This is a genomic window from Zafaria cholistanensis (genome assembly GCF_008580665.1).
Taxonomy (GTDB): domain Bacteria; phylum Actinomycetota; class Actinomycetes; order Actinomycetales; family Micrococcaceae; genus Zafaria; species Zafaria cholistanensis.
Genome location: NZ_BKDJ01000005.1, coordinates 1 through 19,287, shown reverse-complemented (window position 1 = coordinate 19,287; position 19,287 = coordinate 1). Strand labels below are relative to the sequence as shown.

Annotated in this window: 15 protein-coding genes, 1 pseudogene and 1 riboswitch; of the genes and pseudogenes, 9 read left to right on the top strand and 7 right to left on the bottom strand. The window is 70.7% G+C overall.

Annotation, left to right across the window (positions count from 1 at the left end):
- The first annotated feature begins 130 nt into the window (after nt 1-130).
- Complete coding sequence (locus tag NCCP_RS06040; RefSeq protein WP_149956356.1) at nt 131-1,414, top strand: aminotransferase-like domain-containing protein; 1,284 nt, start codon at nt 131-133, stop codon at nt 1,412-1,414.
- On the opposite strand, the gene NCCP_RS06035 is transcribed toward NCCP_RS06040, so the two are convergent.
- The gene (locus tag NCCP_RS06035; protein WP_149956355.1) at nt 1,411-2,136 is read right to left on the bottom strand and encodes an NUDIX hydrolase; all 726 of its coding nucleotides are present in this window, start codon (nt 2,134-2,136) and stop codon (nt 1,411-1,413) included. The two genes, NCCP_RS06040 and NCCP_RS06035, sit on opposite strands and share 4 nt — an antisense overlap.
- Nucleotides 2,133-2,528, bottom strand: a complete 396-nt coding sequence (locus NCCP_RS06030; RefSeq protein ID WP_225873708.1) for a winged helix-turn-helix transcriptional regulator — start codon at nt 2,526-2,528, stop codon at nt 2,133-2,135. The genes NCCP_RS06035 and NCCP_RS06030 overlap by 4 nt, the downstream gene beginning before the upstream one ends.
- Nucleotides 2,529-2,625: 97 nt before the next feature.
- Between NCCP_RS06030 and NCCP_RS06025 the strand changes: the two genes are divergently transcribed.
- Complete coding sequence (locus tag NCCP_RS06025; RefSeq protein ID WP_149956354.1) at nt 2,626-3,228, top strand: NAD(P)-dependent oxidoreductase; 603 nt, start codon at nt 2,626-2,628, stop codon at nt 3,226-3,228.
- Nucleotides 3,229-3,339: 111 nt separating this feature from the next.
- On the opposite strand, the gene NCCP_RS15625 is transcribed toward NCCP_RS06025, so the two are convergent.
- On the bottom strand, nt 3,340-5,754 hold the full coding sequence (locus NCCP_RS15625) for an ABC transporter permease subunit (protein ID WP_149956353.1): 2,415 nt from the start codon (nt 5,752-5,754) through the stop codon (nt 3,340-3,342).
- A 164-nt stretch (nt 5,755-5,918) separates the two neighbouring features.
- Here NCCP_RS15625 and NCCP_RS06015 point away from each other — a divergent pair, with 164 nt between their 5' ends.
- Entirely contained in the window at nt 5,919-6,602 is a 684-nt protein-coding gene (locus NCCP_RS06015) for a GntR family transcriptional regulator (protein ID WP_149956352.1), read from the top strand.
- A gap of 19 nt (nt 6,603-6,621) precedes the next feature.
- Complete coding sequence (locus tag NCCP_RS06010) at nt 6,622-7,476, top strand: urea carboxylase-associated family protein (RefSeq protein WP_149956351.1); 855 nt, start codon at nt 6,622-6,624, stop codon at nt 7,474-7,476.
- Between the two features lie 250 nt (nt 7,477-7,726).
- Here the strand turns inward: NCCP_RS06010 and NCCP_RS06005 are convergent, their stop codons facing one another.
- The 4 genes from NCCP_RS06005 to NCCP_RS05990 all read right to left on the bottom strand — a co-directional run bounded on the left by NCCP_RS06005 (nt 7,727) and on the right by NCCP_RS05990 (nt 12,649).
- The gene (locus NCCP_RS06005) at nt 7,727-9,178 is read right to left on the bottom strand and encodes a dihydrolipoamide acetyltransferase family protein (RefSeq protein ID WP_149956350.1); all 1,452 of its coding nucleotides are present in this window, start codon (nt 9,176-9,178) and stop codon (nt 7,727-7,729) included.
- Between the two features lie 9 nt (nt 9,179-9,187).
- Complete coding sequence (locus NCCP_RS06000) at nt 9,188-10,162, bottom strand: alpha-ketoacid dehydrogenase subunit beta (protein WP_149956349.1); 975 nt, start codon at nt 10,160-10,162, stop codon at nt 9,188-9,190.
- A complete protein-coding gene (gene pdhA / locus NCCP_RS05995; protein WP_479688376.1) occupies nt 10,159-11,409 on the bottom strand; it encodes a pyruvate dehydrogenase (acetyl-transferring) E1 component subunit alpha in 1,251 nt (416 codons plus the stop codon). Before pdhA ends, NCCP_RS06000 begins: the two co-directional genes overlap by 4 nt.
- A gap of 118 nt (nt 11,410-11,527) precedes the next feature.
- Nucleotides 11,528-12,649, bottom strand: coding sequence for a histidinol-phosphate transaminase (locus tag NCCP_RS05990; RefSeq protein ID WP_149956348.1), 1,122 nt, complete (start codon nt 12,647-12,649; stop codon nt 11,528-11,530).
- 186 nt (nt 12,650-12,835) lie between these two features.
- Between NCCP_RS05990 and NCCP_RS05985 the strand changes: the two genes are divergently transcribed.
- From NCCP_RS05985 to NCCP_RS15225, 5 genes and pseudogenes are all read left to right on the top strand, one after another.
- Nucleotides 12,836-14,242, top strand: a complete 1,407-nt coding sequence (locus NCCP_RS05985; protein WP_149956347.1) for an MFS transporter — start codon at nt 12,836-12,838, stop codon at nt 14,240-14,242.
- Between the two features lie 3 nt (nt 14,243-14,245).
- Entirely contained in the window at nt 14,246-16,621 is a 2,376-nt protein-coding gene (locus tag NCCP_RS05980; protein ID WP_149956346.1) for a molybdopterin oxidoreductase family protein, read from the top strand.
- Nucleotides 16,618-18,138: an FAD-dependent oxidoreductase gene (locus NCCP_RS05975; protein ID WP_149956345.1), complete on the top strand. Its 1,521-nt coding sequence runs from the start codon at nt 16,618-16,620 to the stop codon at nt 18,136-18,138. The genes NCCP_RS05980 and NCCP_RS05975 overlap by 4 nt, the downstream gene beginning before the upstream one ends.
- Before the next feature lie 77 nt (nt 18,139-18,215).
- The gene (locus tag NCCP_RS05970) at nt 18,216-18,617 is read left to right on the top strand and encodes a phage holin family protein (RefSeq protein ID WP_149956344.1); all 402 of its coding nucleotides are present in this window, start codon (nt 18,216-18,218) and stop codon (nt 18,615-18,617) included.
- Nucleotides 18,618-18,817: 200 nt separating this feature from the next.
- Nucleotides 18,818-18,913: riboswitch (glycine riboswitch) on the top strand.
- A 150-nt stretch (nt 18,914-19,063) separates the two neighbouring features.
- Nucleotides 19,064-19,287 (top strand): annotated as a pseudogene (locus tag NCCP_RS15225) (hypothetical protein); the annotation flags it as partial.

Sequence of the window (19,287 nt, the reverse complement as noted above, 5' to 3'; positions counted from 1 at the left end):
GCCGGCAAGCAGCGCGAGCACGGCGAGTCGGGCCTGATCAACGCGCTGCACCTGCGAGGCCCCTCCCCGAGGGTCGGGAGGGGAAAACAAGTGTTGCCCTATGGTGAACTTGCGTTGCTATCATGCGACCATGGCCACCCCCAGAACCCCCGCGCAGCCCCTGTCCACCGAGGCGGAGCTCTCCATCGCCCGCGCGGAGGCCGCGCACCGGCATGCCCACCTGTTCTCCGAACGGTCCGCCCACATCAAGCAGTCCGCGGTCCGCGACGTCTTCGACATTTCCATGCGCCCCGGACTGGTCTCCCTGGCCGGCGGCAACCCGTTCCTGCAGTCCCTCCCGCTGGAGAAGCTGGGCACCATGGCCTACAAGCTGATCACGGAGCAGGGCCTCACCGCCCTGCAGTACGGCGGCGGGCAGGGCACCGACCTGATCCGCGAGCAGATCTGCCGGGTCATGGAGCACGAGGGCATCATGGATGCTCTGCCGGAGAACGTGGTGGTCACCACGGGGTCGCAGTCCGCGCAGGACGTGGCCTGCAAGGTCTTCACCAATCCCGGCGACGTCGTGCTCTGCGAGGATCCAACCTATGTGGGCGCGCTGAACACCTTCGAGTCCTACCAGGTCCGCGCGGAGCCGGTGAGGATGGACGGGAACGGGCTGGTTCCCGAGGAGCTGGAGGCACGGATCGCGCAACTGCGCGCGGAGGGCGCGTCCATCAAGTTTCTCTACACGATCCCCAGCTTCAATAACCCCTCCGGCATCACGCTCGCCCCGGAACGCCGCCAGCGCATCGTGGATATCTGCCGCGACGCCGAGATCCTGATCCTTGAGGACAACCCCTACGGGTTACTCAAGTTCGAGGGCACCCCCTACGTGCCGCTGCGCGCGGACAACCCCGACGACGTCATCTACTTCGGCTCCTTCTCCAAGATCCTGGCCCCCGGGCTGCGCATCGGATGGGCGCTGGTGCCCGAGCACCTGCAGCGGCGCTTCTACCTGGCCAGCGAGGCGGTCACCCTCTGCCCGCCCACGCTGAACCAGATGCTGATCAGCCACTATCTGGAGGGGCACGACTGGGTGGGGCAGATTGCCTCCTACCGCGGGCTCTACGCGGAACGCTGCGCGGCGATGCTTGCGGCACTGGCCGAGGACATGCCCGAGGGCGTGGAATGGACCACGCCGGAAGGCGGCTTCTTCGTATGGGTGACACTTCCGGAGGGAGTGGACACCTACCCGCTGCTGCGTCCGGCGATCGAGGCCGGCGTCGTATTCATCCCCGGCGCCGCGTTCTCCCCCGCCGGCGCGCCCAGCAACAAGCTGCGGCTGGCCTTCAGCGCGGTGGCCGCGGACAAGATCCGCGAGGGGGTCCGCCGGCTGGCCCCGGTGCTGCGTGAGGCCATCGCCGGCCGCTAGCCCGTGCGCTGGTAGGTCCACGGCAGCGAGGTGACGTCGAGCCGGTGGCGGGGCCCTTCCGGGCGCGCCCCGCCGCCGTATTCGGCGTCGCCTTCCCACACGACGTACTCGCGCCCGTCCCCGCCGGCGTGGCGGCGGCTGCGGAAGATTTCCGGGGCGGCCGCCCGGGCGGCGGAAAGCGCTTCGCCGACCCCGGCGGAGCGGTCCAGCCAATGCAGCGTCACCCAGGTGGGCGGCATGAGGACCGTAGAGCCCGCGCCGTGGCGGGCTAGGGCCTCGGCGGGTGGGAGCCACACATGGTCGACGTGTTCACGGGCATTGAGCCGGACCTCCCGCAGGGGTGCCCGGGCGAGGAAAAACCAGGTGCGCAGGCGTTTTGGTGTCTCCGCCGGGGGCACCCAGCAGGACAGCGGCACCAGCGCGGCGGGATCGAGTCCGATCCCGGTCTCCTCCCACGCCTCGCGGGCGCCGGCAGTGCGGGCGGCGGCCAGCAGGACGCCGTCGGCGGCCGGGCCGGAACCGGGGCTGGCCAGAATGGCGCCGGCGCGGGCCGCGTCCTGCCCCGCGAAGTCCTCCGCCTCGATGTGCCCGCCGGGGAAGACCCAGGCGCCCGCGAAGGAGCCACGGCGCGGGCGCTCAAGGAGCAGCACCTCGAGCCCGGCCCCGCCCTCGCGCAGCAGGACGGTGGTGGCGGCCTCGCCGTGGAAAAGCGGCGGGGTCACGGCAGGTCCCCCGTCCCGCGGGAGTCGTACGCATCGCGCGCCTGGAGGATGCCGCCGGCATTGGCCTCCGCCCAGGCGCGCACCGCGTCCAGCGGCCCCAGCAGCGTCCGGCCGAGCCCGGTCAGCGAGTACTCCACGCGCGGCGGGACCTCGGCATAGACGCGGCGGCCGACCAGCCCGTCGCGCTCCAGGGTGCGCAGCGTCTGGGTGAGCACTTTGGGCGTGACCTGCCCGACCGCGGCGCGGACCTGGGAGAACCTGCGCGGGCCGTCCTTGAGCGCCTGGAAGACCAGCGGCGTCCATTTGTCGCCAATGCGCTGCAGCACCACCCGCGATGGACAGTCAGCCTGCATGACGTCGAAGGCAGGCACGTCCGGCCCATTAGTATCCACACGGAAAGTCTATTTCTTTGCAGTACTTGGTTTCAAATGAATACTATTGCCGGGAGTTGGCCACCCGGCAACACCACTTCCAGGAAGGGACACATCCATGAAGATCGCAGTCTACGGAGCCACCGGCATGGTGGGCAGCCAGATCGTTGCCGAAGCGCTGGACCGCGGACACGAGGTCACTGCCGTCACCCGCACCGGCTCCGGCGTGGAGGGCACCACCGCCCGCGCCGCCGAGCTGGGCGACCTGAAAGCCTATAAGGACATTGCCGCCGGGCACGACGTCGTCGTCCTCACCGTCCCGCCCTCGCGTACCGGCGGGTCCCACGCGCCGTTCGTCGAGGCCCACGAGGAGATCGCCGAGACCCTGGTCAAGGCCCGGGTGTTCATTGTCGGCGGGGCCGGCGCCACAGAGGTCAACGGAGTACAGCTCAAGGACACCGACGGCTTCCCGGAGGCCTACAAGGCCGAGGCCGAGGCCATGAGCCGGGTCCTGGACGCCTACCGCGACGCCTCCGGCGTGGACTGGACCATGCTCGCGCCCGCCCCCGTGATTGCTCCGGGCGTCCGCACCGGCGAGTACGCGCTGGGGGCCGACTCCCCCGCCGGCGACTCGGTCTCCACCCAGGACTTCGCCGTGGCCGTGCTGGACGAGCTGGAAAACCCGCGTCACGAAAACCGCCGCTTCACGGTCGCCAACTAGCGCTCGGGGCGCAGGGCGATGGCGGCACCCGCCCGGGTGCCGCCATCGCCCTGCCTGGCCCCAACTGGCCCTGCCTGCGGGGTCCGCGCCGGTGGCGCGGACCGCCTGAGGTCAGCTCGCGACCATGACCCGCGAAAGGAACCGGCGGGTGCGCTCGTGCTGCGGATTGCCGAACAGCTCGGCCGCCGGCCCCTCCTCCACGACCACGCCCTGGTCCATGAAGACCACCCAGTCCGCGACCTCGCGGGCAAAGCGCATCTCATGGGTGACCATCACCATGGTCAGGCCCTCGGCCGCCAGCTCGGTCATCACCTTCAGCACCTCCTCCACCAGCTCCGGGTCCAGCGCTGAGGTGGGCTCGTCGAAGAGGATGGCCTCCGGGTTCATCGCCAGGGCCCGGGCGATCGCCACGCGCTGCTGCTGGCCGCCGGAGAGCTGGTGGGGGTACTTGTCCGCGTGCGCGGCCATGCCCACCTTGCGCAGCTGGGCCAGTGCCAGCTCGCGGACCTCCGCGGGAGCCCCCTTGCCCAGGTAGCCGGGCGCGAACGTGACGTTCTCCAGCACGGTCTTGTGCGGGAACAGGTTGAACTGCTGGAAGACCATGCCGATGTGTTCGCGCGTGGGGGCCAGCTCGCGGTCGGACACGCGCTTGGGTCCGCCGGGAGTGTGCCGGTAGCCCACCGGATTGCCGCGGTAGAGCACGTCGCCGGAGTCGATGGTCTCCATGGCGTTCAGGGTGCGGATCATGGTGGTCTTCCCGGAGCCGGACGGGCCGATCACGGCCACGACCTCTCCCCGGTGCACCTTCAGGTCCACGCCCTTGAGCACCTCGGTCTCGCCGAAGGACTTGCGCTCACCGGCGGCCTCGAGGACCACCTCGCCGGCATGCGGGGTCCCCACGCGGGCAGCCGGCTCCGGAACCTCGTCCGCCTGTGCCAGGCCCGCGTGGACCTTGGCCCGCAGCCCGCGGCGCCGGACGTCCAGGCGGCGTTCCAGGAGCTTCAGCGCCTGGTCGAAGACCGTCACCAGCAGCACGTAGAAGAGGGCGACGGCGAGCAGCGTCTCCAGCACCTTGAAGTTCTGCGTGTAGAGCCGCTGGCCCACCAGCAGGATCTCGGTCAGGGAAATGGCCGAAACCAGGGAGGTCAGCTTGATGATGGTCACCAGCTCGTTGCCCAGTGCCGGCAGCGCCACCCGGAAGGCCTGCGGGATCACGATGTGCCGCTGCACCCCGCGCCAGGGGATGCCCAGCGCGCGCCCGGCCTCGCCCTGGCCGCCGGCAACGGCGGAGAGGCCTCCGCGGTGGATCTCGGAGATATAGGCGGTCTCGGAGAGCACCATGGCAATCAGGCCGGCCATGAAGGGCGAGCCCACAATCACCCGCAGTTCGGGGATCACCTGGGGGGCGTTGTAGGTGAAGATCAGCAGCACCAGCAGCGGCAGCGAACGGAAGAACCACACGTAGACGTCCAGGACCTTGCGCAGCCACGGCAGGCGGGATTCGCGCCCCAGCGCCACCAGCATGCCCAGGACCAGCGAGATTCCCCAGGCCAGCGCCGAGAGCACGATCACCGTAAGTGCCGCGTTCCAGAAGTCCTTATGACCGAAAAGGCTGGCCAGGTAGCGCCAGTCGAAGCTGAAGCCGTCCCCTTCCGCGCCTCCTTCCCCGTCCACGGCCCCGGGCTGGCTGCCCAGGGCCAACGCCACCTGCCCGTCGCTGGGCTCGGCGAGGTTGTAGCCGTCCAGCAGCTGCTGGTAGGCGCCGCTGGCCTTCATGGCGGCCACGCCGTCGCGCAGCTGCTGGGCCAGGACGTCGTTGCCCTTGGCCACCGCCAGGCCCACCGGAACCGGGAAGAGCAGTTCCGTGCTGGTAATCGCCAGCTTGCCGCCGGAACTGTCGACTGCGGTCTTGCCCACCGCCGCGTCGGTCACCTGCGCGTCGACCTGGCCGGCCAGCAGCGCCTGGGTGCCCTCGGAGTCGGCGGTGAAGTCGCGCACGTCGATGGCCCGGCCGCCGTCGGCCACGCACTGCTCGCTGGCGGTGCCGCGCAGCTGGTTGGCCACGTCACCGCCCTTGATGACGGCCACGCTCAGCCCGCACAGGCCGGAGGCGTCGGCGACCGGGGCCGCGGAGACCGGCCGGACAATCGAGTTGCCGGTGGTGAAGTAGGGGATGTACTCCACCTCGCCGGCCCGCTCGGGCGTGATGTACAGGGCGGAGGCCACCACGTCGAAGTGGCCGGCCTTCAGGCCGGTAATCAGCTGCTCAAAGCGGGTGTCCACGAACTCCGGCCGCATGTCCAGCTCCGCCGTCAGGGCGTCCATAAAGTCGGGGTCGAAGCCCGCCGGCTGGCCGTCCTTGAGGTAGGCGTAGGGAGGGTAGGTAAGGTCCGTACCGATCCGCAGCGTGCCGTTGTCCGCGGGAGCTGCCTGGGCGCTGGCCAGCGGGAGCGCCGCGAATGTCAGCGCCGCCAGCAGGGCTGCTCCAGCCTGCCGGGCCCGGCGCGCTAATGTGGTCCAAGTCATGCCGGGGAATCTACAGATTGCTCAACAATCTTGTCAACGCCGCGCCGCGTGCGAAACACAGATTTAGCCTGTATTCGCGCGTTTTTACGCGACGGAAACAATCGGGGCCGTACGGCTGGTGATGGTTTTGGCGAACAATTGTTGAACACTGATACGCTCATGGCATGACCATTGACACACCCCGGGCAGGCCAGCCCGCAGCGACTGCCGCCGAGGCGGTGCAGGCCTCGGTGCGCCAACACATCAGCGAAGGCCGGCTGCTGCCGGGCCAGCGGCTGGTGGACCAGGCGCTGGCCGAGGAGTTTGGCGTCTCACGCAACACGGTGCGCGAGGCGATGCGGCTGCTGGCCGCGGATGGGCTGGTGGCGTCGGTGCGCAATGCCGGCTACTCAGTCAGGACCCTGACCACCGGCGACGTCCACGACATCTACACCGCCCGGCGGCTGCTGGAGACCGGGGCCATCCTGAAGAGCGCCTCGGCCCCCGACGCCCTGCTGGCGGACGTGGACCAGGCCGCCTCCGCCAGCGAGCAGCACGTGCTGTCCGGGGACTGGAACCGGGCCGCGACGGCCAGCCTGGACTTCCACCGGGCCGTGGTCCGCATGGCCGGCTCCACGCGCGTGGACGCCTTCTTCCACAACCTGGTCGCGCAGCTGCGCCTTGCGTTCGCCGTCATGCCCGACGAGAGCGCGTTCCAGATCCAGTGGGTGGGACGCGACCGCCAGATCGCCGACCTCATTCTTGCCGGTCGCCGCGACGAGGCGACCGCCCTGATGAACGACTACCTCAACGATTCGGAAACCCAAATCATCGACGGCGTGCGCGCGGCCGAGCGCGCACGCCACTGACCCACCCCGAAAGGACGCCATGAGCACCACAGCTTCCCTGACCGACGCCGCCTACAAGGGCCCCGCCCTGGAGGTGGACCGCGAGTTCTACGGCAACATCGCCCGCTCGACGGCCTCCCGGACCCTGGTCGATTCCTTCGTCATTCCGATCCGCTCCGGCAAGGCCTGGAAGGTTCCAGCCGGGCACGTGTGCAGGATCCTCACGGTGGACGGACCGCAGGTGGGAGACCTGAACATCTGGAACTACAACAACCCGCGCGAACGCTTCTGGGCCGCCCGCACCCGCCAGCTGCAGGCGGCGCACGTGACCACCTTCGACCGGCTCTGGTCCAACCTGCCCTATCTGCGCCCGCTGGCGACCATCACCGCGGACACGCTGGAAGGCTACGGCGTCGACGGCGAGGGCGGCCGCGTCCACGACACCCTGGGGACCCGCTGCGACCCGTACGTGAACCGGATGCTCACCGGCGAGGACTTCGACTACCACTGCCACTCGAACCTGACCCGCGCCGTGCTGCCCTTCGGGCTGACCGAATTCGACGTGCACGACGTGCTCAACGTCTTCCAGTGCACCGGGCTGAACAAGGACGACAAGTACTTCATGAAGTCCTGCCCGGCCCAGGTGGGCGACTTCTTCGAACTCTTCGCCGAGCAGGACCTGCTGATGGCCCTCTCCACCTGCCCGGGCGGGGACCTGTCGCTGCCCATGTGGGGCGAGGGCGCGCACGACCCCATCGAGGTCTGCCGCCCCATCGGCATCGAGGTCTACAAGGTCGACGACGCGGTGCTGGACGGGTGGAGCTCCCCGGGCCTGCCCGAGTACGCCGGGGCCCACGGACTGAAAGCTCCGGCCTGGGGAGCCGCCGGCGCCTGACGCCACCCCCTGGGCATAAAGTCCTCGGGCACAAGGCCCTCCGGCACAAGGTCCTCCGGCACGAGGCCATCTGGCACGGCGACGGCGGCACCCGGTAGGGGTGCCGCCGTCGTCCCATGTCCGCAAGGCCAGGCGTTTTGTCCCGGACGGCCGGGCGGCCACGCGCAGGACGAAGGCACCGGCCCGGAGGCCTCGGCCGGACGGGACCCGCTTTCCGGACCTGCGAACTCTTTCCGGACCCGCGGCGGAACTAGTCCAGCAGCAGCGCCGGCTCCTCCATGATGGCGGCGACGTCCGCCATGAACCGGGCGGACAGGTCCCCGTCCACCACTCGGTGGTCGAAGGATCCACCCAGCGTGGTGATCCAGCGCGGGATGACCTCCCCGGAGACCACCCACGGCTTCTGCCGGATGGTGCCGAACGCCACGATCGCGACCTCGCCCGGGTTGATGATGGGGGTGCCGATGTCGATGCCCAGGGCGCCGATGTTGGTGATCGTGAGGGTGCCGTTCTGCATGTCCGCGGGCCTGGTCCTGCCCTCGCGGGCGGCGGTCGCCAACTCGTTGAGGGCAATGGCCAGTTCCCTCAGGGACAGGTCCTGCGCGTTCTTGAGGTTCGGCACCAGGAGCCCCCGCGGGGTGGCGGCCGCGATGCCCAGGTTCATGAAGTGCTTGACGTGGATCTCCGCGCCGTTCTCCGTCTCGACCCAGCTCGCGTTCACGCTCGGGTTGCGCGCGGCCGCCCAAATCACCGCCTTGGCCAGGATCAGCAGCGGGGAGACCTTGATGCCCTCGAAGTCGCGGCTCTTCTTGAGCCGCTGCACGAACTCCATGGTGCGCGAGGCATCGACGTCCACGAAGATGCTCACGTGCGGGGCGGTGAACGCGGATTCGACCATCGCCTTGGCGGTGGCCTTGCGCACGCCCTTGACGGGCTGGCGCTCAATCCGGTCCTCCTGCTCCCCGTGGGACCAGAAGGTGGGGGCCGCCGCCTGCTCCGCCTCGCGCTGGGCCTGGTAGGAGATCAGGTCCTCGCGGGTGACCTCCCCTCCGCCTCCGGTGCCGCGCACCTTGCTCAGGTCAATGCCCAGTTCCTTGGCGATCTTGCGCACGGGCGGCTTGGCCAGCACGCGGTTGAGGATCGAGGCCATGGCCGGTCCCGCCGAACGCACGACGGCGGCCGCGCCGGCCGCGCCGGAAGCGGCGGGCGAGTGAGCGGCCGGCGCAGCGCTGGCCGTCGCCGTGGCCGGAGCCTTGGCCGCTGGCGCCTTCACGACCGGAGGGCGTCCCAGGCGGGGACGGCGCCGCACCGGGTCGGCCTTCGGACCGGAGCCGACCAGCGGGGCCGCCCCGGCGTCGGCACCCTCGACGAGCGCGTGGGAGTCGATGAGGATGCCGGGTTCCGGGTCGGTGTCGTGCGACCGGACAGGAGCCGGGGCAGGCTGCGCGGCCCCGGAGGGCGCGGGCGCGGCCTCGGCCACCACGAACAGCGGCTGGCCCACCTCCAGCGTTTGCCCCTCCGCCGCGCACAGTTCGGTCACGGTGCCGGCGAACGGGCTGGGCAGCTCGACGAGCGACTTGGCGGTTTCGATCTCGACGAAGACCTGGTTAATGGCCACGGTGTCCCCGGGCTGCACCTTCCAGGAAACGATCTCCGCCTCGGTGAGGCCCTCGCCGACGTCGGGCAGGTTGAACGTGCTCACGGGATGCTCCTAGTAGGCGAACGAACGGTCAAGGGCATCGAGCAGCTTGTCGATGTCCGGCAGGTACTGGTCCTCCACCTTGGAGACCGGGTAGGGCATGTGGAAGCCGCCCACGCGGATGGCGGGGGCCTCCATGGACAGGAACGCGCGCTCCGAGACGCGCGCGGCGATCTCCCCTCCGATCCCCCCGAAGGTCGGGGCCTCGTGCGTGACCACCAGCCGGCCGGTCTTCTCCACGGATTCGACGACGGTGTCGAAGTCGATCGGGCTGACCGAGCGCAGGTCCACGACCTCGACGCTGCGCCCGTCCTCCTGGGCGGCCTCGGCGGCGGCCAGCGCCACCGGCACCAGCGGCCCGTAGGTAACGATCGTCGCGTCCCGCCCGGGCCGGACCACCTGCGCGGCGGCGGCCGGCGGAGCCGGGTTTTCGGTGTCCACCTCGCCTTTGAGCCAGTAGCGGCGCTTGGGCTCGAAGAAGATCACCGGATCCTGGGAGGCGGCCGCCTCCTGGATCATCCAGTAGGCGTCGTGGGCGTTGGACGGAACCATGATGCGCAGGCCCGCCGTGTGCGCGAACAGCGCCTCCGGCGACTCGGAGTGGTGCTCGATCGACCCGATGCCGCCGCCGTAGGGAATGCGGATCACCACGGGCGCGCCGAAGCGGCCCTCGCTGCGGGAGCGCATCTTGGCCAGCTGCGTGGTGATCTGGTTGAAGGCCGGGAAGACGAAGCCGTCGAACTGGATCTCCGCGATCGGGGTGTAGCCGCGCAGGGCCAGCCCGATGCTGGTGCCGATGATGCCGGACTCGGCCAGCGGGGAATCGACCACTCGGTCCTCGCCGAAGCCGGCCTGCAGCCCCTCGGTGACGCGGTAGACGCCCCCCAGCTTGCCGATGTCCTCGCCGATCAGCAGGGATTTGGGATTCTGCTCCAGGACCCGGCGCAAGCCGGCCGTGATCGCCTTGGCGATGGTCATCGTGGTCATCGGGCGCCCTCCTGGCCGGCCTCTGCCGGGCTCTGCGCAAACCCGGCCTCGTATTCCTTGTGCCAGCGCAGTTCCTCGGCGATGAGGGGGTGCGCTTCGGCGTAGACGTTGTTGAACGAGTCCTCAAGCGTGGGGTCCGGGAAGGCCAGTGCCTCCTCGCGGACGCGTGCGGCCATCTGGTCCCCGGCGCGGGCGACCTGCTCGAAGAACGCGTCGTCGGCGTGCCCCGCCGAGCGCAGGTGTTTCTCCAGACGGACCAGCGGGTCCTTGGGCGCCCAGGACTCCTCTTCCGCGGAGAGCCGGTACTTGGTGGGATCGTCCGCCGTGGTGTGCGCGCTCATGCGGTAAGTGAACGCCTCGATCAGCACCGGCCCCTCGCCGCGCCGGGCGCGCTCGAGGGCCCAGCGGGTGACGGCCAGGACCGCGAGGACGTCGTTGCCGTCCACGCGGATGCCGGGGAACCCGTAGCCCCTGGCCCGCTCGGCCAGGGGGATCCGGGACTGCACGCGGGTCGGCACGGAGATGGCCCATTGGTTGTTCTGGCAGAAGAACACCACGGGGGACTTGTAGCTGGAGGCGAACACCATGGACTCGTGGACGTCGCCCTCCGAGGAGGCGCCGTCGCCGAAGTAGGCCACGACGGCGGTGCCCTCCCGCTCCAGGCGCGCCCGGTCCCAGCCGGCCTGGTCCCGCTGGATCCCCATGGCGTAGCCGGTGGCGTGGGGCACCTGCGCCGCGAGCACCATCGTGTACATGTGGAAGTTGTTCTCCCGCGGATCCCACCCGCCATTGGAGATGCCACGGAAGATGCGCAGCATCTGCGGGAAGTCCACGTCCCGGGTCAGCGCAACGCCGTGCTCCCGGTAGGTGGGGAAGATGTAGTCGTGGGAACGGGTAGCCCGGCCCGAGCCGATCTGCGCGGCCTCCTGGCCCCGCAGCGGAACCCACAGCGCCAGCTGGCCCTGGCGCTGAAGCGCGGTCGCCTCCTGGTCGAAGCGCCGGGTCAGCGCCATGTCTCGGTAAAAACCACGCAGCATCTGCGCATCGACGTCCGAGATGTAGCCGGAGAAGTCCGGATCCGCGCGCAGGGCACCGTCCTGGTCGAGCAACTGCACCATCTCCCCGTCCGCCGTGTCGGGGTTTGCCGCGTCCCGGTTCGCCGGGCCCGGGGCGTCGGCGTTCGGGAAAAGGGCGCCCTGGGGCGCAGCGCTGTCCGGAGCGGCGGAGTCCTGCCGGGTGGAGGTCATGCGTCAAAGCCCTTCACTTGGAAATATGCCCCGCGCGGAATGCATTCCTCTGGAGGCATATGTGGGATGCACCTTTAGCCTATAGGCCCCGTTGCACCACTTTTTGGTTTGGTTACGACTAGGAAAGCCCCGGCCTCTTAGGATACTTGCTACAAATTTCGAGGAAGCGCGTATTGGCCTCGACCTCGCCGATACTGACCCGGACCCCCTCGTTGGCGAAGGCGCGCACGGACAGCGCGTGCTCCCCGGCAAAGCGGGAAAAATCCTGCGCGTCCTTCCCCAGGGCCAGCCACACGAAGTTGCCTTCCGCCTCCGGAACCGTCCATCCAAGCTCCCGCAGGCCGGCCACCACGCGGGTGCGCTCGTCCACCAGGCTTTGTACCTTTTCCACAACTTCGCCGTAGTGGGCCAGCGACGCAACGGCAGCGTCCTCGGCAACTGAGGAGACGGCGAACGGCGTGGCAACGACCCGCAGGTGCCGGGTGATGTGCTGCCGGGCGACCGAGTAGCCGACGCGGAGGTTGGCCAGGCCGTGGGCCTTGGAGAAAGTGCGCAGCACGGCGACGTTCGGGTGCCTGCGGTACATCTCGATCCCGTCCACGGCCTCGGGGTTGCGCACGAACTCCCGGTAGGCCTCATCGATGACCACCAGCACGTCGCGGGGGACTTTGGCCAGGAAGTCCTCGACCTCGGCCGTGGTCAGCACGGGGCCGGTGGGGTTGTTCGGGGTGCACAGCAGCACCACGGAGGTGCGTTCGTTGACCGCCGCGGCCATCGCGTCCAGGTCGTGCCGTCCGCCGGCGGTCAGCGGAACCTGCACGGACGCCGCGCCGGAGGTGCCCACGCAGATCGGGTAGGCCTCGAAGGAGCGCCAGGCGTAGACCACCTCGTCGGGCACGCCGTCGTCGTTCTGCCCGGCGAAGCCGGCCAGAATCTGGGTCAGGGCACCGAGGCTGCCGGCCCCGGTGACGACGTCCTCCGCGGGCACATCCAGGAACCCGGCCAGGGCGGTGCGCAGCTTGGTGCTGACCGGGTCGGGGTAGCGGTTGTAGGCCGTCTGGGCCGCGATGGCCTCAAGAACGGCCGGAACCGGCCGCATGGGGTTCTCGTTCGAGGCGAGCTTGTAGGCGGCCAATCCCTCCACGGGCGCGGGGGGCTTCCCGGCCGCATACTTCGGCAGGCGCCCCACCACGGGACGGGGCTGCACCTCTGCGGAAGGGACGCTGTTCTCGATGCTCATAGCGTTTAGCCTAGCGCCGACGCGCCTCCGGCCGCGTCCCGGACTCCAGGCTCCGGGCCCGTGGCCTCACAGCATTTCCGGGCCGGCGTGAAGCACGGTTTCGCTAATCGCAACATTCACTGCGTATTGCCGCAACATGCATTTGGGACTGTGGAGGGGAACCGACCCCAAGACCCGGGAGATCGCATGACCACCGATCAGATGCAAGCAGGCGCCCCGCAGCCCGGCGCCTCCGTTTCTGCCCCCCCGCACCCGTCGCTCCAAATGCGCCGCGGCCGCTGGGTGGACAACTGGAACGCCGAGGACAGCACCTTTTGGGACGGCGTGGGCCGCGCGACGGCGGCGGTCAACCTCAAGTGGTCGATCTTCTGCGAATTCCTCGGGTTCGTCGTCTGGCAGCTGTGGTCGATCGTCGCGGTCAACCTCCCGGCTGCCGGTTTCCAGCTGAGCACCGGCGAGATCTTCTGGCTGATCTCCATGCCCAGCCTGGTGGGCGCAACGCTGCGCATCCCCTACACCTTCATGGTGGCCCGCTTCGGCGGCCGGAACTGGACGGTCGTCTCCGCCCTGCTGCTCCTGCTGCCGGCCGGCGGCCTGGCCCTGGCCGTTTCCAACCCCACCACCCCCTTCTGGGCGCTGCTGGCACTGGCCGGGATGGCCGGCTTCGGCGGCGGCAACTTCGCCAGCTCGATGGCCAACATCACCTACTTCTACCCGGCCCGGGAAAAGGGCTGGGCCCTGGGGCTGAACGCCGCCGGCGGCAATCTGGGGGCCGCCGTTGCGCAGCTCGTGGTCCCGATCGCGATCACCGTCTTCGCCGCCGGCACGCTGAACCTGTCCATGGCCGGCCTGATCTGGATCCCGCTGATCCTGCTGGCCGCGTGGGGCGCCCGGAAGCACATGCACAACCTCAGCCACGCCAAGGGCGACATCGCCGGCTCGCTGGCCGCGCTGCGCGAACCACACCTGTGGATCATCTCCCTGCTCTACATCGGCACCTTTGGCTCGTTCATCGGCTTCTCCGCCGTTTTCCCCAAGCTGATCAAGGACACCTTCCCCGAGTTCTCCACCTTCGCCGTGGCCGGGGCCGCCCTGTCGCTGTCCTTCCTCGGCCCGCTCGTGGGCTCCCTCTCCCGCCCGCTGGGCGGTCGCCTGGCGGACCGGACCGGGGGGGCCAGGATCACCGTGACGGCGTTCGCCGCCATGGCCACGATCACGGTCGCCGTCATCGCCACGCTGCCGCTGGGCAACTTCTGGCTCTTCCTGTTCCTGTTCATGCTGCTGTTCGCCGCCAGCGGCATCGGCAACGGCTCCACCTACAAGATGATCCCCACGGTCTTCTCCCTGCGTTCGGTCGAAAAGGCCGATCCGGTGGGCCCGGAGCGCAAGGCCTCCGCGGCACTGGGCCTCGTTTCGGCCATCGGCGCCTACGGCGGCTTCCTCATCCCGCAGATGCTGGGCCTGTCCGCGACCGCCACCGGCGGTTACGCCGCCGCCTTCGTGGGGTTCGTCGCGACCTACCTGGTCCTGCTCGGGCTGGCCTGGTTCTGCTACCTGCGCCCCGGCACCGTCTTCGCCCGGCAGGGGGTCTAGCCCATGCCCCAGGCCGGCTCCACCCCCGCAAACACCCCCACCCACTGCCCCTACTGCGCCCTTCAGTGCGCCATGTCCGTCTCCCCGGGCGGGCCCGCGGACGGAACGGCCGGATCCGCTGACCGGGGTGCTGACGTCCAGCCCCGGCAGTTCCCGGCCAACGGCGGCGCCCTGTGCCGCAAGGGGTGGTCCTCCGCGCAGCTGCTGGGCGCGGCGGACCGCATCGTCGAGCCGCTGCTGCGCGGTCCCGACGGGGTACTGCGGCCGGCGGCCTGGGACGAGGTCCTGGACCTGGTCGCTGCGAAGGTGCGCACGCTGCGGGCCGCTTACGGCCCGGACGCCGTGGCCGTCTTCGGCGCCGGCGGCTTGACCAATGAGAAGGCCTACCAGCTGGGAAAGTTTGCGCGGTTGGCGCTGGGGACGCGGCTGATCGACTACAACGGACGCTTTTGCATGTCCTCGGCCGCGGCGGCCGGCAACCGCTCGTTCGGGCTGGACCGCGGCCTGCCGTTCCCGCTGGCCGACCTGGGCGGCGCCGGCGCCATCCTGCTGCTCGGTTCCAACGTCGCCGAAACCATGCCGCCGTTCGTGCGGCACCTGCAGGGCGCCCGCGACGCGGGCGGGCTGATGGTCGTCGACCCCCGCCGCTCCGCCACCGCCCGGCTGTCCGACGACGGCGCCGGGCTCCACCTGCAGCCGACCCCCGGCACCGATCTGCCGCTGCTGCTCAGCCTGGCGCACATCGTGCTTGCCGAGGGCCTGGCCGACGAGGACTACCTGGCAAGCCGCACCGTGGGCCGCGACGCCGTCGCCCGTTCGGTTGCGCCCTGGTGGCCCGAACGCGCGCAGGCCACCACCGGCGTTCCCGCCGACCTGCTGCGCACGGCGGCCCGCCGGCTGGCGGAGGCCGCCCGCGCCGCCCGCGCCGGCGGCGCGCCGGTCTACGTGCTGACCGGCCGCGGCGTCGAGCAGCACGTGAACGGCACCGACACCACCACCGCCGCGATCAACCTGGCCCTGCTGCTGGGGTTGCCCGGCACCCGGGCGGGCGGCTTCGGCACGCTCACCGGGCAGGGCAACGGGCAGGGCGGGCGCGAGCACGGACAGAAGTCGGACCAGCTGCCCGGGTACCGGAAGATCACCGACCCGGCGCACCGGGCCCATGTGGCGGCCGCTTGGGGCGTGGACGAATCGCTCATACCGGGCCCCGGCGTGCCCGCCGCCGAACTGCTGCACAGCTTGGGACTGCCCGGCGGGCCGCGGATGCTGTTCGTCCACGGGTCGAACGTGGCGGTCTCCGCACCCGACGCCGGACGGGTCATGGAGGGATTGCGCCGGCTCGACTTCCTCGTCGTCGCCGACTTCTTCCTCTCTGAAACCGCGGCGGAGGCGGACGTGGTCCTGCCCGTCCTCCAGTGGGCCGAGGAGGAAGGCACCATGACCAACCTGGAAGGGCGCATCCTGCGCCGGCGCCGGGCCGTCACGCCCCCGTCCGGGGCCCGTTCGGAGCTGTGGATCATGGCTGAGCTGGCGCGCCGCCTGGACTCCCCCGGCCGGTTCCCCACCGATGCGCGCGAGGTCTTCGAGGAGTTGCGCGAAGCCTCGCGGGGCGGGCTCGCCGACTACTCCGGAATCGACTATGCGGCGCTCGACGCCGGGGAGGCGGTCTACTGGCCCTGCCCGGCGGACGCCTCCCCCGCCGGCGGAACACGCGCGGGCGGTGCCGCAAGGGACAGCGCCGAAGAGGACAGTGCCGAAAAGGACAGTGCCGAAAAGGACGGCTTGGCGGGAAGCGCTCCGGCGCCGGGCCCCACGCTGCGGGGTACCCCACGCCTGTTTATGGACCGGTTCGCCCACCCGGATGGCAAGGCCCGGATGGTTGCCGTGCGTTTCGGTGCCCCGGCCGAGCAGCTGAACCTCCCGGGCACCCTGACCCTGCTGACCGGGCGGCTGCTGGAGCACTACCAGTCCGGCGCCCAAACGCGCCGCGTTCCGGAACTGAATGCGGCGCAGCCGGAACTGCGCGCCGAGCTGCACCCCGCGACCGCGGTGGCCCACGGCGTGGCCGACGGAGACATGGTCCTGCTCTCCAACGGGCGCGGGCGCGTGGTCGCCCGCGCGACGCTGGACTCCGGAATGCGCACCGACTGCGTTTTCCTTCCCTTCCACTTCCCCGGCGACGCCAGCGCCAACCTCCTGACCTCCCCCGCAACCGACCCAGTGAGTTCCATGCCCGGCTTCAAGAACGCCTCCGTGTCCCTGTCCGCCCTGCCCGCCGGCCTGCCCGCCGATGCGCTGCCTGCCGATCTCCCGCCCGGGGCCGTGCGCCGGCGCGGCGCGGAGGCCGCTGCCCGCCCGTTGGCGGAGGCCGCACGATGAGCGCGCCGGAGCGGATCGTGGTGCTCGGCTTCGGCCCCGTCGCCGCCCGGCTGGTCGAGGACCTCCTGCCCGCGGTACGGGCCGGACGGGTCCTGGTGACCGTCGTCGGTGCCGAAGTCCACGCCGCATACAACCGTGTCCTCGTCGCCGACGTGGGCACCGGCCGGACCGCCCCGGAGGCGGTCGCCCTGTCCGACGCGGAAGACCTGGCTGCCGAGGGCGTGGAGGTTCGTTTGGGGACCGCGGCCCGCCGGGTGGACCGTGCCCGCCGCACCGTCCTGCTTTCCGACGGCGGCGTCCTCCCCTACGACCGGATCGTCTTCGCCACCGGGGCCCGCGCCGTGGTGCCGGTGCTGCGCGGGCTGGACTTCGCCCCGCACGGGGAGCCGCGCCTGCCCGAAGGCGTGGTGGCGCTGCGCGACCTCGACGACGCCGCGGCGCTGCTGCCGGTGGTCCGTTCCGGCGGCCGGGTGGTGGTGCTCGGTGGCGGCATCCTCGGCGTCGAGGCTGCCTTGGCCATCCGCGAGCAGGGCGCCCGCGCCGCGCTGGTGCACCACGGCGACATCCCGCTGGCCCGGGCCCTGGACCACGACGGCGGCCGGCTGCTTTCCGCGGCACTTGCCGCCGCGGGCGTGGACGTGGTGCCCCAGGCCAGGGCGGTGGCCGTCCGGCTGGAGGAGGGCCGCTTCACGGGGCTGGAGCTGGGGGACGGAACCGTGGTGCCCGGAGACCTGCTGGTGCTCTCCGTCGGGGTCCGGGCGCGCGCCGAGCTGGCCGAAGGCTGCGGCCTGACCGTGGACCGCGGAATCGTCGTGGACCGGTTCCTGCGGGCGGACACCGAGGACCGCGTCTTCGCGGTCGGCGACTGCGCGGCGGTGGCCGGGCGCCCGCCGAGCGGACTGATCGGCCCCGGCTGGACCCAGGCGGCGTGGCTCGCGAAGTACCTGGTGGAGCACCCGGCCCCGGGCTTCCTCGACGGGCCCGGGCCCGCCGCTCCGGCAGTGGACCCCCTGGCGGAGGAGCGCCCGGGCATCATCCTGCTCAAGGCCCGCGGAGTCGACGTCGCCGCCGGCGGCGACGTCTCACCCGGCCCTTGGGACTCCGCGCCTTGGGGCGGAAGCCCGCAGCGGGTGGCGGTCTGGGCCGACCCGCAGCAGGGACGGTACTGCAAGATGGTCACGGTCGACGGAGTGCTCACCGGCTTCGTCGCGGTCGGCATGCCGCGCACCGCGGCCGAGCTGGTCCTGCTCTATGAACGCGGCGCCGAGCTGCCGGCCGACCGTTCCACGCTCTTCCGGCTCGACGACGCGGCGCTGTCCCTGCCGCCGGCCCCGGCCGGTCCGGATGACGTCCTGTGCCGCTGCAGCGGGGCCACCCACGGCCAGGTCGGGCACGCCGTCGGCGAGGGCTGCACCACGGTGGAGCAGGTCGGCGCCTCCTGCCGCGCCGGCACCGGATGCGGCGGGTGCCGCGACAGGATCGAGGCACTGCTGGCCTCCGCGGCCAGCACCGTCTAACGCCCGTCCGCCTGGCCCCTCCTCCTGGCGTGCCCCCTCCTCCTGACGTGGGGGTCCGCGTCTGGCAGGATGGGCCCATGGTGGGTTTCCTGATTCGCGTCGCCGTCAATGCCGTGGCCCTGGCCGTGGCCGCCTGGCTGCTCCCCGGCATCCGAATCGGCTCCGAGGTGGCCGGGGCGGACCCCTCGTTCCTGTCCACGGCGCTCAGCTACCTGTTCGTGGGCCTGCTCTTCGGCCTGGTCAACGCCATCGTGCGGCCCGTCATTTCCCTGCTCACGCTGCCCCTCACCTGCCTGACCCTGGGCTTGTTCGCGATCGTCATCAACGCCGCGATGCTGATGCTGACGTCCTGGATCACCTCATTCACCCCGGTGGGCTTCCACGTGGACACGTTCTTCTGGGACGCCGTTTTCGGGTCGATCGTGATCAGCATCGTGTCAGTGCTCATCGGATGGGTCGTCCCGGACGGCCGCGACTAGCTGTCCCCGGCGCTTCGGGACCGGGAGGAAAGGTTCGGGCGGGGCAGCGTTCCCGGGAGGCAGGGTTCCGGAGTGCCACGGTTCGAGAGTGCCACGGTTCAGGAGTGCCAGGCTCCGGCCGCGGGCCCCTTGCCTTGGCCGGGAAGCGGCGTGTAGCGTTTTAAGTGGCCACCGGTCTTTATTGAGCGGTGGCCGGCCAACGATGGGTGGCGGGAGAGTCCCGCCGTTTCCGGCGGGCGCCGTAGGAGCAACTCCCTCCCCGGGAATCTCTCAGGCCCCCGTACCGCCACCCGTGGGCAACCCTGGAAAGCGGCCACAAGCCCACCGACGGTGCAAGCGCGGAAAGTCACTGCGCGGAAACTCTCAGGTTCCACAAACAGGGCGGGGAGGAATTTCTTCGGATGCCGCGCCTGCCGAGGGTGCGGCACTAGCCCTTGGAGTTCCCCGTGACCGCCACACACACTGCTGCACACACTGCCACCCCGTCCGCCGCCCCCGTCTCCCCCGGTGGTCCCGCCGCAGATGCCACGATGGAGACTGTTGTTCCGCGCCGGACCGCGTTGTATGGGGCGCATGCGGCGTTGGGTGCCTCGTTTACCGATTTTGGCGGGTGGGACATGCCGCTGAGGTATGGTTCGGAGTTGGCCGAGCACCGTGCGGTGCGCTCGGC

Excerpts from the sequence above, each read along its gene's own strand:
- NCCP_RS06040 (WP_149956356.1), top strand. The coding sequence starts at position 131 with ATGGCCACCCCCAGAACCCCCGCGCAGCCCCTGTCCACCGAGGCGGAG.
- NCCP_RS06010 (WP_149956351.1), top strand. The coding sequence starts at position 6,622 with ATGAGCACCACAGCTTCCCTGACCGACGCCGCCTACAAGGGCCCCGCC.
- NCCP_RS05980 (WP_149956346.1), top strand. The coding sequence starts at position 14,246 with ATGCCCCAGGCCGGCTCCACCCCCGCAAACACCCCCACCCACTGCCCC.
- NCCP_RS05985 (WP_149956347.1), top strand. The coding sequence starts at position 12,836 with ATGACCACCGATCAGATGCAAGCAGGCGCCCCGCAGCCCGGCGCCTCC.
- NCCP_RS15625 (WP_149956353.1), bottom strand. The coding sequence starts at position 5,754 with ATGACTTGGACCACATTAGCGCGCCGGGCCCGGCAGGCTGGAGCAGCC.
- NCCP_RS05970 (WP_149956344.1), top strand. The coding sequence starts at position 18,216 with ATGGTGGGTTTCCTGATTCGCGTCGCCGTCAATGCCGTGGCCCTGGCC.
- NCCP_RS05990 (WP_149956348.1), bottom strand. The coding sequence starts at position 12,649 with ATGAGCATCGAGAACAGCGTCCCTTCCGCAGAGGTGCAGCCCCGTCCC.
- pdhA (WP_479688376.1), bottom strand. The coding sequence starts at position 11,409 with ATGACCTCCACCCGGCAGGACTCCGCCGCTCCGGACAGCGCTGCGCCC.
- NCCP_RS05975 (WP_149956345.1), top strand. The coding sequence starts at position 16,618 with ATGAGCGCGCCGGAGCGGATCGTGGTGCTCGGCTTCGGCCCCGTCGCC.
- NCCP_RS06015 (WP_149956352.1), top strand. The coding sequence starts at position 5,919 with ATGACCATTGACACACCCCGGGCAGGCCAGCCCGCAGCGACTGCCGCC.
- NCCP_RS06025 (WP_149956354.1), top strand. The coding sequence starts at position 2,626 with ATGAAGATCGCAGTCTACGGAGCCACCGGCATGGTGGGCAGCCAGATC.
- NCCP_RS06000 (WP_149956349.1), bottom strand. The coding sequence starts at position 10,162 with ATGACCACGATGACCATCGCCAAGGCGATCACGGCCGGCTTGCGCCGG.